A 15,766-nucleotide genomic window follows, 5' to 3' on the forward strand; every position below is an offset into this window, starting at 1 on the left:
GGGCGGCCTCGATGGCGCGCTGGCGGGCCACCATCTCGCTTTGCGAGAGGCCGCCGGCCGAACCGCCGCCTTGCGACGACGACGGCTGACGCGGGGCGTCGCCTTGACGGCGTTCGGCCGAGGACGGCGCGGCCAGGTTGCCGGTCGGCGGCGCGTGCGGGCGCACGCGCTTGGTTTCAACCACCACCGTCTTGGTGCGGCCGTGGCTGAAGCTCTGCTTCACGACGCCGGCGCTGACAGAACCCTGACGGGGCTTCAGCGTGATGGGCGCTCGCCCGCCGGGGTTGGAACCAGGCCGACCGTTATCGTTCTCGTCGCTCATGCGCTCGCTTGTACTTCCGCCGGGGGGCCGGCCAAAAAACGTTCGATCCATACGAGAAAGGGGCCTGGACGTACTTTCCGAAGAAAGCGCGTTTCCCGACCCTTCGCTCAGGAGCGGATCACGCTCCTCATTTCAAGTTCCAGACCTCTGTCGACGACGAATGAAAGCCATTCGTCGAGGCCAGGGGCCTAGGGCTCCTCGCGCCAACTCGCCGACCAACTCGAGGGAAGGAGTGGGCGGAAGCCTGATAACCGCTCGACGTCCAAAGTCCAGCGATCAGTGCCGCGCCCGGCAAGGAGCGCCGTGTGTATCACATTCTCCCCACCCAAGGCCAAACCCAATTCGTCGGACGTGAACATCCCGCAGATTTTGGGGCTGTTCGGGGCCTTGTGGACCGCGGTGAGAATCTTCCGGCGACCGTCAGCGGCGCCGTCGGACGCCTCGATCAGCCAGGCGGTCTGTCCCGAGGCCAGGGCCGAGGAGACCTTTTCGAAGCCTGAGATAATCGTTCCGCCGCGCCGTGCAAGTCCCAGCCCGTCCAGAACCCGCCGGACCAGCAGCCGTTCCACCTGGTCGGCCAGGTCGGCCGGCGCGGTGAGCTTGGCCTTGGCCGAGCGCGAGAACAGGCCCTTCTTGGCGGCGGTCGTCACCGCCTCGCGGGTGGCGTCCACCCACATGCCGCGGCCGGGCAGCTTGCGCGCCACGTCCGGGACCACCGTCCCGTCGGGGCCCGCCACGAACCGCACCAGGCGCGCCTCGTCGGTCGCCTCGCCCAGGACGATGTCCTTGCGCTGGCGGCTGGCCTCGGCGTGGGTCTTGGGGGCGGTCGCGTCGGTCATCAGGGTTTGGTTGGGGGTCTCTAAAGGCGCCGGGCCTCCGACTTGCGTCGGAGGCCCGGGATCCAGATCAGTCTTCCTTGGCTTCGTCTTCGGCTTCGGGGGCTTCTTCCTCCGAGGCCTCGGCCGGCTCGTCGCCCGCCTCTTCCTCGAACTCGCCTTCCTCTTCCTCGACGTATTCCGGTTCCGGCGGGGCCTCGACCCAGCCCATGACGATGCGGGCGCGCATGATCAGGGCCTCGGCGTCTTCCGGCGACAGGTTGAAGCTGTCCAGGATGCCGGCTTCACGCACGCGCTCGCCGTCCTTGGTCTCGAACCAGCCGCGCAGGTCGTCCGGGATCAGGCCGGCCAGGTCCTCGATCGACTTCACGTCGCCTTCGCCCAGGGCCACGGCCACCGGCAGGGTCACGCCCTCGATGGTCAGCAGCTCGTCCTGGACGCCCAGCTCCAGACGCTTGGCGTCCAGGGCGGCGGCTTCCTTTTCCAGGAATTCGCGGGCGCGGGTCTGCAGTTCCTCGGCGGTCTCGTCGTCGAAGCCCTCGATGGCCGCGATCTCGTGCGGCTCGACATAGGCCACGTCCTCGACGGCCGCGAAGCCTTCGGTGACCAGCAGCTGAGCGATGACTTCGTCGACGTCCAGGGCTTCCTGGAACAGGGCCGTGCGCTCGGAGAACTCGCGCTGGCGGCGCTCGCTTTCCTGGCTCTCGGTCATGATGTCGATCTGCCAGCCGGTCAGCTGCGAGGCCAGGCGGACGTTCTGGCCGCGACGGCCGATGGCCAGCGACAGCTGCTCGTCCGGCACCACCACTTCGACGCGCTCGTCTTCCTCGTCCATGACGACCTTGGAGACTTCGGCGGGGGCCAGGCCGTTGACGATGAAGGTCGCCTCGTCCTCGGACCACTGGATGATGTCGATCTTCTCGCCCTGCAGCTCGGCCACCACGGCCTGGACGCGCGAGCCGCGCATGCCGACGCAGGCGCCGACCGGGTCGATGCTGGAGTCGTTGGAGATCACGGCCATCTTGGCGCGCGAGCCCGGGTCGCGGGCCACGGCGCGGATCTCGATGACGCCGTCGTAGACTTCCGGCACTTCCTGCGCGAACAGCTTGGCCATGAAGCCGCCGTGGGCGCGCGACAGCATGATCTGCGGGCCCTTGGTCTCGCGACGGACGTCGTAGATGTAGGCGCGGATGCGGTCGCCGACGTTGAAGTTCTCGCGCGGGATCGACTGGTCGCGGCGCATGATGCCTTCGCCGCGGCCCAGGTCGACGATGACGTTGCCGTATTCGACGCGCTTGACGCTGCCATTGACGATCTCGCCGGCGCGGTCCTTGTACTCGTCGTACTGGCGCTCGCGCTCGGCTTCGCGGACCTTATGCATGACGACCTGGCGGGCCATCTGGGTCTGGACGCGGCCGATCTCGAACGGCGGCAGGGCCTCTTCGTAGATCTTGCCCACCTCGGCGTCGCGCCAGGTGCGCTTGGCCGACGACAGCTGGACCTTGCCGATCTCGCCTTCCAGCTCGAAGTCGTCCGGCACGACCTCGATCACCCGCTTCTGGGTGGTCTCGCCGGTGCGCGGGTCGATCTTGACGCGGATATCGTGCTCGGCGCCGTAGCGGGCCCGGGCGGCCTTCTGCAGGGCGTCCTCGATCGCCTCGATGACGACTTCCTTCTCGATGCCCTTTTCGCGCGCGACGGCGTCGGCGATCTGCAGCAGTTCGAGGCGGTTGGCGGAAATGCCGATGGCCATGGTCAGTCCTCTTCACTTTCGGACAGGTCAATATCGCTGTCGTCGCCCTCGGCTCCGACATCATCTTGGTCGGCGTCATCGCCTTCGGCGCTGACGCGGGCGGCGCGCTGTTCGGCGCCCCGCTTCATCAGTTGATCGGTGAGCACCAGCTTGGCCTCGACGATCCAGTCGAACGGGAAATAGACGGTGGTGTCGTCCTCGCCCTCGATGTTCAGGCCCACCTGGCCGTCCTCGACGCCGGCCAGCTCGCCCTTGAAGCGCTTGCGGCCCTCGGCGACGCGGTCCAGCTCGATACGGATCTCGAGGCCCGCATAGGTGTCGAAATCCTTCAGCCGGGTCAGCGGGCGGTCGACGCCCGGGCTGGAGACTTCCAGGGTGTATTCGCCGGCGATCGGGTCGGCGGCGTCCATCACCTCGGAGATGGCGCGCGACAGCTTGGCGCAATCCTCGACGTTCATGTCGCCGCCCGTCCCATCCTCAAGGAGGGGGCGTTCGGCCATGATCTGCAGGCGACGCTGCTCGGCGCCGCCCATCAGGCGAAGGCGCACGATCTCGTAGCCGACGCTGTCGGCGACAGGATCGAGCAGCTCGATCAGGTCCAGGTCTTCCCGCGTCTTGCCGCGCACGTTTGTCTCAACTCACTGGGGCCGACACGCTCAAGCTGGCGAGCGGCCAAAGAAAAAGCGGCAGCCTTTCGGGCCGCCGCTCGAAAGCGCCAATCAGCGCTAACGGACGATGTAGGGCTTATATAGCGCGATGTTCTGGCGGTTGGAAGCCCCTAGTCCGGCATGCCAGATTCCAGAAGATTCTGGATACGGGCGACCGCGCCCCAGGTCCCGCAGTCCTGCTGGATGACTTCCGTTCGTCCCTTCCAGCTCACCTCCATGCGGGTGAAGGGCGGGTCCAGGCAGCTGGCGAACTCGGCGGGGGCAGGTTGAGGCGCGAAGGCGCCCGGATCGTCCAGCACCTTTTCCAGGGCGGCCGCTGTCGTGCGCCCCAAGGTCCAGGACTGGGTCGGATCGCCGGGCCTCTGGATGACAAACGACACCGTCCAACGTCCCGACCGTCCGCGACGCGCGACGAGGCTGCTCGCGCCACCGCCGGCGAGATAGGCCTCGTTGAGAATGCGGATATCGCCGACCGCACTTGCGACGGGCAAGCCCGCCTGTGTTCTCAGTCTGACGTGGGGATCGGTCCGAACATAGTCCGACGCCTGACTAAACGCAGGATCCGACAAAAGGACGACGCCGATCGCCGAGGCAAAGCCCATACATCTCCGCAGCATCATCCACAGCGCCTCCTCCTCCGGAAGGCTTCGGACGCATCCGGCCTCGCGTCAAGTTCGTCGCCTCTTCCGCACCGCAGCACTTGTGGCCTATAAGCGCCCCCGCGCAGGCCCGCCTCCCCGCGGGACCTTTCCCAAACGAAGAGTCACAATGGACCTCTCCAAGATCGCCGTCGGCGTGAACCCGCCGTACGACCTGAACGCCGTCATCGAGATCCCGCAAGGCGGCGAGCCGGTGAAGTACGAGATCGACAAGGCCAGCGGCGCGCTGATGGTCGACCGCTTCCTGCACACGGCGATGTTCTATCCGGCCAACTACGGCTTCATCCCGCACACCCTGGCCGACGACGGCGACCCGGCCGACATCATGGTCGTGGGCCCGACCCCGGTGGTGCCCGGCGCGATCATCCGCTGCCGCCCGATCGGCGCCCTGATGATGGTCGACGAGGCCGGGTCGGACGAGAAGATCCTGGCCGTGCCGGTCGACAAGCTGCACCCGTTCTACACGGGCGTGACCAGCTGGCGCGACCTGCCGGTGATCCTGACCGAGCAGATCGCCCACTTCTTCCAGCACTACAAGGACCTGGAAAAGGGCAAGTCGACCAAGATCACCGGCTGGGCCGATCCGGAAGAGACCGCCGAGATCATCCGCGCCGCGATCAAGCGCCACGACGAGAGCTACTGAGACACCAAAGGCCGGTCCCCAGGGACCGGCCTTTTTCGTTCGCGCGCCTCAGGCCGCGAGACCCGCTTCCAGCACCGCCCAGTCGGCGGGGGCCAGGGCGGGCCGCACGCCCAGGGCCAGCAGCGCGGCGAAGCCCTCCGGCGGGTCGGCCCGGCGCACCATGTCCGCGCGCACCGCCCGCAGCAGGGCCAGGCGCTCGTCCGGCCGCGCGGCCGGCGCCATGATCCGCGCCAGGTCGATCAGGTCCTCGTCGCCCAGGGCGCCGCGCATGCGCGCTTCCATGGCGACCAGCTCGGCGTCGGCGAACAGGGCCTGCAGCACCGGCGAGAACTCTTCCTCCTCCTCGGCCATCTGGACGAGGTCCTCGGCCACGAACCGCGAGAAGGCCAGGTAGAGGCCGTGCAGGGCGGCGTCGCGCCGGCGGGGCCGGGCCAGCTCGACCTCGGCGGCCAGCGTCTCCAGGATCGGCAGGTGCGCCAGGCGGCGGGCGTGCCCCTCGGCCAGCTCGGTGACCGCGCCCGGCGCGCGGGTCTCCAGGGGAACCAGGATCTCGCGCCGCTCGAAGTCGATCTGGCAGGCGCGGGCGCCCAGATGGGCCCGCAGGTCGGCCAGGAGCTCGGCCACGGCCGCCCCGTCGTCCGGCGCGACGGCGCCCAGGCGGGTCAGCAGGCGAGCCTGGGCGTAGCGCAGGCCCTTGTGGATCGCGCCGTAGAGGTCGTGGGCGGCGGCGTGGGCCGGAAGATAGGACATCGGAGCTCCTGCGGCCCGGGGCGGGCGGCCTTGCATGGGAAACGAGGGCGTCCCACTAGCGGCGCGCGCGACATTCGGCGATCAGTGTTCTTGCAAACCGGCTCTGCGATTTCGCAGAATGGCCGGATGTTCGACTGGAACGATCTTCGCCACTTCCTGGCCGTGGCCCGGGCCGGCAGCACCCTGGGGGCCGCCAAGCGCCTGGGCGTCAACCAGACCACCGTCGCGCGGCGGCTGGACGCCCTGGAGGCCGCCGGCGGGGTCAAGCTGTTCGAGCGCGACCGGGCCGGGGCCAACCTGACCGAGGCGGGCGCCGACCTGCTGGCCCACGCCGAGGCGGTGGAGAAGGCCGCCCTCGCCGTCGAGCATCGCCTGGCCGCCCGGCGCCGGGAGATGGCCGGCGTGGTGCGCCTGACCACCAGCGAGGCCCTGGCCACCATCGGCGTGGTGCCGGCCCTGGGCGAGTTCCGCCGCCTCTATCCCGACATCCAGATCGACCTGGTCCTGACCGACGCCTTCCTGGACATCGAGAAGGGCGAGGCCGACATCGCCCTGCGCGCCAGCTACGGCCTGGAATCCTCGAGCCTGGTGGCCCGAAAGGTCGCCGACGACTACTGGGGCGTGTTCTGCAGCCGGGCCTACGCCGACGCGCACGGCGCGCCGACCACCCGCGAGGCCCTGGCCGGCCACGCGGTGGTCGATGGCGAGGGCGCCCTGAAGGACCTGCCGCCCCTCACCTGGCTGCGCGAGGCCGCGGGCGGCGCCGGGCCCCTGCGCTGCAGCACCATGAACAACATCGTCAACGCCGTGGCGGCGGGGCTGGGCCTGGCCGCCCTGCCCTCGGGCCTGGGCGACCGCCATCCCGACCTGGTCTGGTGCCAGCCGGTCACCATCCCGGGCCAGGCCTCATTCTGGGTGCTGACCCGTCAGGACCTGCGGCAGGTCCCGCGCATCCGGGCCTTCATCGACTTCATCGTGCCGCACCTGACCGCCAGCATGCGCGAGACGCCGGACCGCTCGGGCCTGGACCGCTGGTGAGCTAGGCCCTGACGAAGGCCAGGAACACCGGCGCGCAGTCGCCCAGCTTCTTTTCCTCGTAGCGGGTGGTGACGTGGTCGGCCGGGGCAGCGTTGCGGTCGGCGTCCGCGTCGGCGAAGCGGAAGGCCGGGTCGGCCAGCACCCGCTCGACCGTCCACTCGGCGTAGTCGGCCCAGTCGGTGGCGAAGCGGAAGGCCGCGCCCGGCTTCAGCACCCGCGCCAGTTCGGCCACGAAGGCCGGCTGGATCAGGCGGCGCTTGTTGTGGCGGGCCTTGTGCCAGGGATCGGGGAACATGATGAAGAGCCGGTCCACCGAGGCGTCGGGCAGCCAGCCCACCACGTCGCGGGCGTCGCCCTCGTGGATGCGGACGTTCTTCAGCCCCTGCTCCTCGACGTGGCGCACGGCGCTGGCCACGCCGTTGACGAAGGGCTCGGCGCCGATCACCAGCACGTCGGGGCGCTTGCCCGCCTGGGCGGCCATGTGCTCGCCGCCGCCGAAGCCGATCTCCAGCCAGACTTCCGTGGCCTCCGGCATCAGGTCGCGCGGCTGGAACGGGGCCTGGGGCACGGCGATGGTAGGCAGCAGGCTGTCGAGCAGGGCCTGCTGGCGCGGCTTCACCGGCCGCGACTTCAGGCGGCCGAACGAGCGCAGCGGCCCGTGGGGTTGCTGGGGGTTGGTCATGGGGCGGGGTCTTAGCGCCTGACCGGCCCGGGAGCTAGGGCGCCGTCGAATATCCCCGGCGGACCATCTCCGACCAGAACGGGATCGTCCTGCCCTCGTCCTCCAGATTGAAATCCAGAGGGTCGGTCAGGAACTCGTGGTCGATATAGGTGTCCAGGTCCCGGCCATAGACGACGATGTCGGCCTGATAGACCGAGAAGACCGGGTTGCCCGCCTCGCGCGGCGTCTCGGGCATGTAGCGATGGCCGTAGACGGGGATCAGCCTGGGCGCGGCGTCCACGACCCGGCGCAGCACGGCCGCCCGCTCGGCGGGATCAGCGGGACGCGGGCCCCATTCGGGCCACCAGAGGTCGCTTTCCTCCACGTCGAACAGCAGGCCCTCGTAGGGCCAGGCGAAGCTCTCGGCGAGCTTCTCGTGATCGCGGGTCCAGTCCAGGGCGCCGGCGATCCGGTGCTTCAGCAGCAGCGCCCGCAGGTCGGGCGGAAAGAAAAAGCCGAACCGCGCCTGGGCGGCGTCGAGTTCGGCTTCGGTATAGGACGGCCCCCAGATTTCTCTCCGGGGGCCGCTCATGGCTTAAGCCAGGCCCTTCAGCTCCGACACCAGGTCGGTCTTCTCCCACGAGAAGCCGCCTTGATTGTCCGGCGTACGGCCGAAGTGGCCGTAGGCGGCGGTGCGGGCGTAGATCGGCTTGTTCAGCTGCAGGTGCTCGCGGATGGCGCGCGGGGTGGCGCCGCCGATCAGCTGCGGCAGCAGCTTCTCCAGCTGGGCCGGATCGACCTTGCCGGTGCCGTGCAGGTCGACGTGGAACGAGACCGGCTGGGCCACGCCGATGGCGTAGGCGATCTGGATGGTGCAGCGCTCGGCGAGACCCGCGGCCACGACGTTCTTGGCCAGGTAGCGGCAGGCGTAGGCGGCCGAACGGTCGACCTTGGTCGGATCCTTGCCCGAGAACGCGCCGCCGCCGTGCGGGGCCGCGCCGCCGTAGGTGTCGACGATGATCTTGCGGCCGGTGACGCCGGCGTCGCCGTCCGGGCCGCCGATCTCGAAGCGGCCGGTCGGGTTGACCAGCCACTGGGTCTTCTTGGTGATCAGACCTTCCGGGAAGATCGGCAGGATGTGCGGCTTGATCAGGTCCAGCACGCGCTTGGAGGTCGCGGACTTGCCGTCGATCTTCTTCTTGTGCTGGTGCGACACGACGATCGAGACGACGCGGACCGGCTTGCCGTTGGCGTCGTATTCCAGGGTCACCTGGCTCTTGGCGTCGGGCTCCAGCTCATGCAACTCGCCGCTGTGACGCAGCTGGGCCAGGCGGCTGAGGATGTTGTGGCTGTACTGCAGGGTGGCCGGCATCAGCTCCGGGGTCTCGGTGCTGGCGTAGCCGAACATGATGCCCTGGTCGCCGGCGCCTTCGTCCTTCTTGTCCGAAGCGTCCACGCCCTGGGCGATGTGGGCCGACTGGCCGTGCAGGTAGCAGGCGTACTTAGCCTTCTCCCAGTGGAAGCCCTTCTGCTCGTAGCCGATGTCCTTGATCGCGGCCCGGACCTTGGGCTCCAGCGACTTGATGATGTCCTTGGTCAGCTGCTTGTTGGCGGCCTTGTCGCCGCCCGGCTTGCCGGCGCGCACTTCGCCCGCCAGGACGATGCGGTTGGTGGTGACCAGGGTCTCGCAGGCGACACGCGCTTCGGGGTCGGCGGACAGGAAGGCGTCGACGACGGTGTCGCTGATCCGATCGGCGACCTTGTCCGGATGGCCTTCGGAAACGCTTTCACTGGTGAAGATGTAGGAAGAACGGCTCAAGGGTCAGCTCCGGACATGACGTCGCCCACGCGGACGGTCTGCCCGAGGGACTAGGCGGAACATATAAAGATAAGTTTATGTCCGCAAGACGCCCCGGAGCCTTTTAGCCTCACATGGAACTCCGTGAGGCGTCCAAAAAGGCCCTGAATCAAGCCTTTAGGGCGTGGCGGACGCCGAAACCGACAGGCGCTTCCGGCGACCACGCCCTGGCGGCCTGCGCCGCCCAGGTCCAGATCGGCCTGAAATCAGGCCTCGGCGTCTTCGTCGATCATGTCCTCGGCCATCGAGCGGACGAGGTCGAGGATGCGGCGACGGACGCGGGACTTGCCGATGCGCGGGAACAGCGCGGCCAGTTCCAGACCTTCCGGGGTCATCAGGAAGTCGTGCACGAACTGCTCCGAGCCGTTTTCCTCGAAGCCCTCGAGGTCGGTCGGATCGGCCAGGCCCTCGAAGAAGTAGGACACCGACGACTGCAGGCTCTTGGCGATCTCGTACAGCTTGGAGGCGCTGACGCGATTGGCCCCCCGCTCGTACTTCTGCACCTGCTGGAAGGTCAGGCCCAGGTCGTCCGCCAGACGCTCCTGGCTGACGCCGAGAATCTTGCGGCGCATGCGAATCCGGGCGCCGACGTGCAGATCGACCGGATTGGGGGAACGTTCTTCAGGAATCGTGTTCATGCCGTTTCAATCACTGGGAGGAAGCCACGGGTATCTGAAAGCTTGTCTGTTTCAGTTTAGACCTTTTTCCAAGCCTCGACCTCCTGGAACGCGAATCGCGGCGAGGAATGAAACCAAAAGCAGCAGTCCGAACGGCCAGTGCCCAAGCTTGGAGAACAGGGTCGGCGAACCGACTTCGCTAACCTTACCGTCGATCACCCCTGATTCGCCAAGTTTCAAGCGGGCGCCGGGCAAAATTCTTCCCCGCGCGTCGATCAGGGCGGAGACGCCCGTGGGCGTGGCGCGGATCAGCGGCAGGCCGGTCTCGATCGCGCGATAGCTGGCCAGGTTCAGGTGCTGCAGCGGCCCGGAGGTGACTCCGAACCAGGCGTCGTTCGAGACGTTGACGATCGCCCGCACCCCGGGAACCGGCTTGGCCAGGCGCGGGAACAGGCTTTCGTAGCAGATCAGCGGCTGCACCAGCAGGTCCGGCGCCACCCGCAGCGGCGCGGGCTTGGGCCCGGTGGCGAAGCCGTCGCCCAGGTGGGCCATGCTCTTGAAGCCGATCCTGGTCATCAGGGCGTCGGCGGGCAGATATTCCCCGAACGGCACCAGCCGGTGCTTGTCGTAGATCCCGACCACGACGACGTCGTCGGCCGTCCGGCGCAGGGCGACCAGGCTGTTGTAGTAGACCGGCTTGTCGGGCGGCCCCTCGTAGCGGTAGCCGCCCAGCAGCATCAGCTGGCCGGGCCGGAGGGCGGCGACGATGTCCTGCCGCACCCAGCTGCCGGGGACCATGTAGTCGTTGATGGCCAGCGGCAGGGCGCCCTCGGGCCAGACGACGATGTCGGCGGGCTTGCCGGCGTAGGGCTTGGCGGTCAGCGAGACATAGGCCTGGACGATCTGGGCGAAGCGCTGGGCGTCCCATTTCGACTCCTGGGGGATGTCGGCCTGGACGACGCGGACGGTCAGGGCCGGCCCCGGCGCGGACGGCGGCCGGGACAGGGCCAGCGCCCCGCCGACGAACAGCCCGACCAGGGCGACGGCGGCCGCGCCGACCGCGATCCGGCCGCGCCTGCCGTCGCGCCACACCGCCGGGACGGCGGCGATGGCCAGGGTGATCCAGGTCAGGCCGTAGGCGCCGACCACGCCGGCGAACTGCGACACGGCCGAGCCGGCCCGCCAGGTCTCGCCCGGCAGGTTCCAGGGAAAGCCGGTCAGGATGTGGCCGCGGGTCCATTCCAGCAGGGCGAAGGCGCCGGCGAACACCAGCACCCGCCGCACGCCCGCGGGACGGATCAGGCGGTAGAGCACCGCTCCCAACCCCCAGAACAGCGCCATGCCGGCGGCCATGGCGGCCACGGCGAACGGGGCCATCCAGCCCTGGTTGGCGGCGTCGACCATGAAGGCCTCGGCGATCCACCAGGTGGAGAGGGCGAAATAGCTCAGCCCCATCAGCCAGCCGCGCAGGAAGGCCGAGCGCAGCGGCCGGGGGCCGTCGATCGTGTCGAGCAGCCACAGCAGGACCGCGTAGCCCAGCAGGCCCGGCAGGATCCCGAACGGCGGATGGGCCAGGGCGGCGGCCAGGCCCGCCAGCAGCGCCAGGCCGCGCACCCGCCACGGCGTCGACTTCGGCAGGGCCGGCAGGTTCACGAAGCGGCCACGCGGCCGGGCGGCTCGGCCGCTTCCACGCCAGACTCGAGGGCCACGGCCGGACGCACCCGCACCCGGCGCACGCGGCGCGGGTCGGCCTCGACCACTTCCAGGTCGAAGCCCGCCGGGTGGGCGATCACCTCGCCCCTTTGCGGCACGCGGCCGGCCAGGGCCACGACCAGGCCGGCGACGGTGTCGATGTCCTCTTCCATGTCCGGCGGGGCCAGATCGGTGTCGAGGGCGGCCTCCAGGTCCTCCAGGGGCGCGCGGGCGTCGACCTCGAACAGGCCGCCCGGACGGGCGACGATGTTGGAGACCTGGGCGTCGTCGTGCTCGTCGTCGATCTCGCCGACCACCGCCTCGATCAGGTCCTCCATGGTCACCAAGCCGTCGGTGCCGCCGAACTCGTCGATGACCAGGGCCATGTGGATGCGGCTGGTGCGCATGCGCAGCAGCAGGTCGGCGGCCCGCATCGAGGCCGGCACGTACAGCGCCTCGCGCCGCAGCCGCTGGAGGATCTGGTCCGACGGACCCGGCCGCCTGTCGTCGGCGGCCAGCAGGCGGAACACGTCCTTGACGTGGATCACGCCGACCGGGTCGTCGAGGGTCTCGCGGTAGATCGGCATCCGTGAGTGCTCGGCCTCGGTGAACTGGGCCACCAGGGCCTCGAACGGCGTGCTCACCTCGACGGCGACGATGTCGGCGCGCGGCGTCATCACGTCGGCCACCCGCAGGCTCTGGAAGGCCTCGGCCTGATCGACCAGATCGACCTCGTGGGCCAGGGCGGGATCGGCCGGACGCGTCGCCTCGGCCAAGCCCGGAACCCGCCGGCCGGCAAGGTCCTTGCGCATCTTACGGAAGAACGCCCGCACGCCCCGACTCAAGCGAGTCGAACCGGCGGGCGGGGAACTCTGGTCGTCGCTGGGCATGCCCTGCTTGGTTATCCCTCGGTCGACGCGGGTTCGGCATAGGGGTCGGGAATGTCCAAGCCCGCGAGGATCTCGCGCTCGAACGCTTCCATGGCCTCGGCCTCGCCGTCGTCCTGATGGTCGTATCCTAAGAGATGAAGCACCCCATGCGCCACCAGATGTTGCAAATGGTGCGCAAGAGGCTTGCCCTGCTCGGCCGCCTCGCGGGCGCAGACCCCGAACGCCAGGGCGATGTCGCCGATCTGGCCTTCCGGATTGGGCGGCGAAGGGAAGGACAGGACGTTGGTCGCGTAGTCCTTCTGGCGGAAGTCGCGGTTCAGCGCCTGGACGCTGTCGTCGTCGGCCAGCAGGATGACGATCCCCTGCCCTTCGATGTCCTCGTGGGCGTCCAGCACGGCCTGGGCGGCGCGCCAGACCTGGGCCTCGACCTCCGGCTCGGCCTGGGTCCAGGCCTCGTCCTCGATCTCGATGTCGACGGTGATGGTCATTCTAGCGGGTCGTCGTCTGCAGGGCGTCGGCGTCGTAGGCCTTGACGATGCGTTCGACCAGCGGGTGGCGCACCACGTCGGCCGAGGTGAAGCGCGACACCGCCACGCCCTCGACCCCTTCCAGGATCGACACCGCGTGGGCCAGGCCGGAGTCGCGGGGGTTCAGCAGGTCGACCTGGGTCGGGTCGCCCGTCACCACCATCCGCGCGCCCTCGCCCAGGCGGGTCAGGACCATCTTCATCTGCAGGCGCGAGCAGTTCTGCGCCTCGTCGACGATGACGAAGGCGTGGCTCAGGGTGCGGCCGCGCATGAAGGCGATCGGGGCGACCTCGATCTCCAGCTTCTCGCGGCGGCGGCGCAGCTGGTCGGCGCCCATGATGTCGGTCAGGGCCTCCCAGACGGGGGCCATGTAGGGGTCGACCTTCTCGTTCAGGTCGCCCGGCAGGAAGCCCAGCTTCTCGCCGGCCTCGACGGCGGGGCGGGTGACGATCAGGCGGTCGACCTCGCCGCGCAGCAGCATGCCCGCCCCTTGGGCCACGGCCAGGAAGGTCTTGCCGGTGCCGGCGGGACCCAGGCCGAAGCACAGCGGATGGCTGGCCATGGCCTCCATGTAGCGGGCCTGGCCCTTGGTCTTGGGCGAGACGCTGCCCTTGCGCACGGCGCGGGGCGAGGCCTGGCCGGACGCGCTGTGGGCCTCGCCGACGGCCACGCGGACGTCGGCCTCGACCACCTCGTCGTCGGCGTCGGCCCGATGGGCCAGGGCCTGGATCGCCCGCTTCGCGCCGGCCCGCGCCTTGACGTCGCCGGTGATCGTCACCCCGCCGCCCGGGGTCTCGATCAACACCTTGAAGGCGTCCTCGATCAGGGCGGCGTGACGGCCGTTCGGGCCGGAAACGGCGCGGACGGCGGTGTCGGACAGGGGCAGGAACTCAGGCGTGCGGCTCAAGCGGACTCCAGCTGGGATTGGCTCTCGAGCACGCCGCCAAGGCTCATCTTGGCCGACGACTCGATGCGGACGGGAACGATCTTGCCGATCAGGTCATCGGACCCGACGGCGTGGACCGCTTGCAGATAGGGACTGCGACCGACGATTTGACCGGGGTTGCGGCCTTTTTTCTCGAACAGCACCGGCAGGACCTTGCCGACCTGGGCGGCGTTGAAGGTCTTCTGCTGCGCGTCGAGCAGGGCGTTCAGCCGATCCAGGCGCTCGGCCTTGACCGCCTCGTCCACCTGGCCGGGCATGGCCGAGGCCGGGGTGCCGGGGCGGCGCGAATACTTGAACGAGAACGCCGAAGCGAAGCCGACCTCGCGGACCAGCTCGAGCGTCTTGTCGAAATCGCCGTCGCGCTCGCCGGGGAAACCGACGATGAAGTCGCCGCTCATGGCGATGTCGGGCCGCGCGGCGCGGATCTTCTCGATCAGCCGCACATAGCTCTCGGCCGTGTGGTCGCGATTCATGGCCTTGAGGATCTTGTCGCTGCCCGCCTGCACCGGCAGGTGCAGATAGGGCATCAGCTGCGGCAGCTCGCCGTGGGCCTCGATCAGGTCCTCGCCCATGTCGCGCGGGTGGCTGGTGGTGTAGCGGATGCGGTCCAGCCCCTCGATCTTCGCCAGGCGGCGCACCAGCTTGGCCAGGGTCTCGCCGCCGCCGTCATAGGCGTTGACGTTCTGGCCCAGCAGGGTGACCTCGCGCACGCCCTGGTCGGCCAGGCGCTTGGCCTCCTCGACGATGTCCTGCGGCGGCCGCGACCACTCTCCGCCCCGGGTGTAGGGCACCACGCAGAAGGTGCAGAACTTGTCGCAGCCCTCCTGCACGGTGAGGAAGGCGGTCACGCCGGTCACGTGGCGCTCGGCCGGCAGGGCGTCGAACTTCTCGTCGGCGGCGAAGTCGGCCGACAGGCGCTCGCCGGTGGCCCGGTGGGCGCGGGCGATCAGCTCGGGCAGCTGGTGATAGGCCTGCGGGCCGACGACCAGATCGACCGCCGGCTGGCGATGCATGATCTCCTTGCCCTCGGCCTGGGCCACGCAGCCGGCCACGGCGATGGTCATCTTGCCGCCGGCCTCGGCCTTGCGGCCCTTCATCTGCTTGATGTAGCCCAACTCCGAATAGACCTTCTCGGTGGCCTTCTCGCGGATGTGGCAGGTGTTGAGCACCACCAGATCGGCGCCTTCGGGGTCATCGACCACGCCATAGCCCAGCGGACGCAGGACATCGGCCATGCGCTCGCTGTCGTAGACGTTCATCTGACAGCCGTAGGTCTTGATATAGAGGCGCTTTTGCGGGGTCTCGCTCATGCGGGGCGTTATGAGCGCGAGGGGCCCTGCATGCAAGGACGCGGGCGCCACACTTGCCCCCTACGGACCGCTTCGCGGTCGTCTTCCCCCAGAGGGGGAAGAGCCTAGAGCGCGAGGCTCCGCCCCCTACGGGGGCGGACAGACCGCGAAGCGGTCAGGTGGGGGCAAGTGCGAGGATCACTCCTCGATCGGAACCCCGTACAGCTCCAGCCGGTGGTCCACCAGCTTGTAGCCCAGCTTCTTGGCGATGGCGTTCTGCAGGGCCTCTATCTCCTCGTCCACGAACTCGACGACCTTGCCGGTCTTCATGTCGATCAGGTGGTCGTGGTGGTGGTCGGGCGTCTCTTCGTAGCGCGAGCGGCCGTCGCGGAAGTCGTGGCGCTCGATGATCCCGCTTTCCTCGAACAGCCGGACGGTGCGGTAGACCGTGGCGATCGAGATGTGCGGGTCCACGGCGTGGGCGCGACGGTGCAGCTCTTCGACATCCGGGTGATCGGTGGCGGCCGACAGCACGCGGGCGATGACCCGACGCTGGTCGGTCATGCGCATGCCCTTTTCGATGCAGAGCTTTTCGAGGCGATCCACTGTGGCGTCTC

18 protein-coding genes are annotated in these 15,766 nt (G+C 69.1%); 2 read left to right on the plus strand and 16 right to left on the minus strand.

Annotation, left to right across the window (positions count from 1 at the left end; all coding sequences use genetic code 11):
• The 5 genes from WAE60_RS06960 to WAE60_RS06980 form a co-directional block, all read right to left on the minus strand.
• A partial coding sequence (locus WAE60_RS06960; RefSeq protein WP_337685540.1) for a translation initiation factor IF-2 associated domain-containing protein occupies positions 1–322 on the minus strand: 322 nt, incomplete at its 3' end.
• Positions 323–510: 188 nt separating this feature from the next.
• Complete coding sequence (locus WAE60_RS06965) at positions 511–1,161, minus strand: RNA-binding protein (protein WP_337685541.1); 651 nt, start codon at positions 1,159–1,161, stop codon at positions 511–513.
• Positions 1,162–1,228: 67 nt separating this feature from the next.
• The gene (nusA, locus tag WAE60_RS06970) at positions 1,229–2,911 is read right to left on the minus strand and encodes a transcription termination factor NusA (protein WP_029910293.1); all 1,683 of its coding nucleotides are present in this window, start codon (positions 2,909–2,911) and stop codon (positions 1,229–1,231) included.
• A 2-nt stretch (positions 2,912–2,913) separates the two neighbouring features.
• Positions 2,914–3,537, minus strand: a complete 624-nt coding sequence (gene rimP / locus WAE60_RS06975; RefSeq protein ID WP_029910290.1) for a ribosome maturation factor RimP — start codon at positions 3,535–3,537, stop codon at positions 2,914–2,916.
• 152 nt (positions 3,538–3,689) lie between these two features.
• Complete coding sequence (locus tag WAE60_RS06980; protein ID WP_337685542.1) at positions 3,690–4,199, minus strand: hypothetical protein; 510 nt, start codon at positions 4,197–4,199, stop codon at positions 3,690–3,692.
• A gap of 148 nt (positions 4,200–4,347) precedes the next feature.
• Between WAE60_RS06980 and ppa the strand changes: the two genes are divergently transcribed.
• Entirely contained in the window at positions 4,348–4,881 is a 534-nt protein-coding gene (gene ppa / locus WAE60_RS06985; RefSeq protein WP_029910284.1) for an inorganic diphosphatase, read from the plus strand.
• A gap of 48 nt (positions 4,882–4,929) precedes the next feature.
• On the opposite strand, the gene WAE60_RS06990 is transcribed toward ppa, so the two are convergent.
• Positions 4,930–5,631 carry a hypothetical protein gene (locus WAE60_RS06990; RefSeq protein ID WP_337685543.1) on the minus strand — a complete coding sequence of 234 codons (702 nt, stop codon included), beginning with the start codon at positions 5,629–5,631 and terminating at the stop codon, positions 4,930–4,932.
• A 126-nt stretch (positions 5,632–5,757) separates the two neighbouring features.
• Between WAE60_RS06990 and WAE60_RS06995 the strand changes: the two genes are divergently transcribed.
• On the plus strand, positions 5,758–6,669 hold the full coding sequence (locus tag WAE60_RS06995; RefSeq protein WP_029910278.1) for a LysR family transcriptional regulator: 912 nt from the start codon (positions 5,758–5,760) through the stop codon (positions 6,667–6,669).
• A 1-nt stretch (position 6,670) separates the two neighbouring features.
• On the opposite strand, the gene trmB is transcribed toward WAE60_RS06995, so the two are convergent.
• From trmB to WAE60_RS07045, 10 genes are all read right to left on the minus strand, one after another.
• Positions 6,671–7,351: a tRNA (guanosine(46)-N7)-methyltransferase TrmB gene (trmB, locus tag WAE60_RS07000; protein WP_337685544.1), complete on the minus strand. Its 681-nt coding sequence runs from the start codon at positions 7,349–7,351 to the stop codon at positions 6,671–6,673.
• Between the two features lie 34 nt (positions 7,352–7,385).
• Positions 7,386–7,922 (minus strand): SMI1/KNR4 family protein, encoded by a 537-nt coding sequence (locus tag WAE60_RS07005; protein WP_029910273.1) that lies wholly within the window; start codon positions 7,920–7,922, stop codon positions 7,386–7,388.
• Positions 7,923–7,925: 3 nt separating this feature from the next.
• Entirely contained in the window at positions 7,926–9,149 is a 1,224-nt protein-coding gene (gene metK / locus WAE60_RS07010; protein WP_337685545.1) for a methionine adenosyltransferase, read from the minus strand.
• A gap of 245 nt (positions 9,150–9,394) precedes the next feature.
• Positions 9,395–9,826: a helix-turn-helix transcriptional regulator gene (locus WAE60_RS07015; RefSeq protein WP_029910267.1), complete on the minus strand. Its 432-nt coding sequence runs from the start codon at positions 9,824–9,826 to the stop codon at positions 9,395–9,397.
• A 51-nt stretch (positions 9,827–9,877) separates the two neighbouring features.
• Positions 9,878–11,458: an apolipoprotein N-acyltransferase gene (gene lnt / locus WAE60_RS07020; protein WP_337685546.1), complete on the minus strand. Its 1,581-nt coding sequence runs from the start codon at positions 11,456–11,458 to the stop codon at positions 9,878–9,880.
• On the minus strand, positions 11,455–12,387 hold the full coding sequence (locus tag WAE60_RS07025) for a hemolysin family protein (RefSeq protein WP_029910263.1): 933 nt from the start codon (positions 12,385–12,387) through the stop codon (positions 11,455–11,457). The genes lnt and WAE60_RS07025 overlap by 4 nt, the downstream gene beginning before the upstream one ends.
• A gap of 11 nt (positions 12,388–12,398) precedes the next feature.
• Positions 12,399–12,857 carry an rRNA maturation RNase YbeY gene (gene ybeY / locus WAE60_RS07030; RefSeq protein WP_337685709.1) on the minus strand — a complete coding sequence of 153 codons (459 nt, stop codon included), beginning with the start codon at positions 12,855–12,857 and terminating at the stop codon, positions 12,399–12,401.
• Positions 12,858–12,876: 19 nt separating this feature from the next.
• Positions 12,877–13,821: a PhoH family protein gene (locus tag WAE60_RS07035; protein ID WP_029910259.1), complete on the minus strand. Its 945-nt coding sequence runs from the start codon at positions 13,819–13,821 to the stop codon at positions 12,877–12,879.
• Entirely contained in the window at positions 13,818–15,170 is a 1,353-nt protein-coding gene (gene miaB, locus WAE60_RS07040; RefSeq protein WP_337685548.1) for a tRNA (N6-isopentenyl adenosine(37)-C2)-methylthiotransferase MiaB, read from the minus strand. Before miaB ends, WAE60_RS07035 begins: the two co-directional genes overlap by 4 nt.
• Positions 15,171–15,347: 177 nt before the next feature.
• Positions 15,348–15,755, minus strand: coding sequence for a Fur family transcriptional regulator (locus WAE60_RS07045; protein ID WP_029910257.1), 408 nt, complete (start codon positions 15,753–15,755; stop codon positions 15,348–15,350).
• Between the last annotated feature and the right edge of the window lie 11 nt (positions 15,756–15,766).

The sequence above is a fragment of the Caulobacter sp. CCG-8 genome, assembly GCF_037402475.1.
Classification (GTDB): domain Bacteria; phylum Pseudomonadota; class Alphaproteobacteria; order Caulobacterales; family Caulobacteraceae; genus Caulobacter.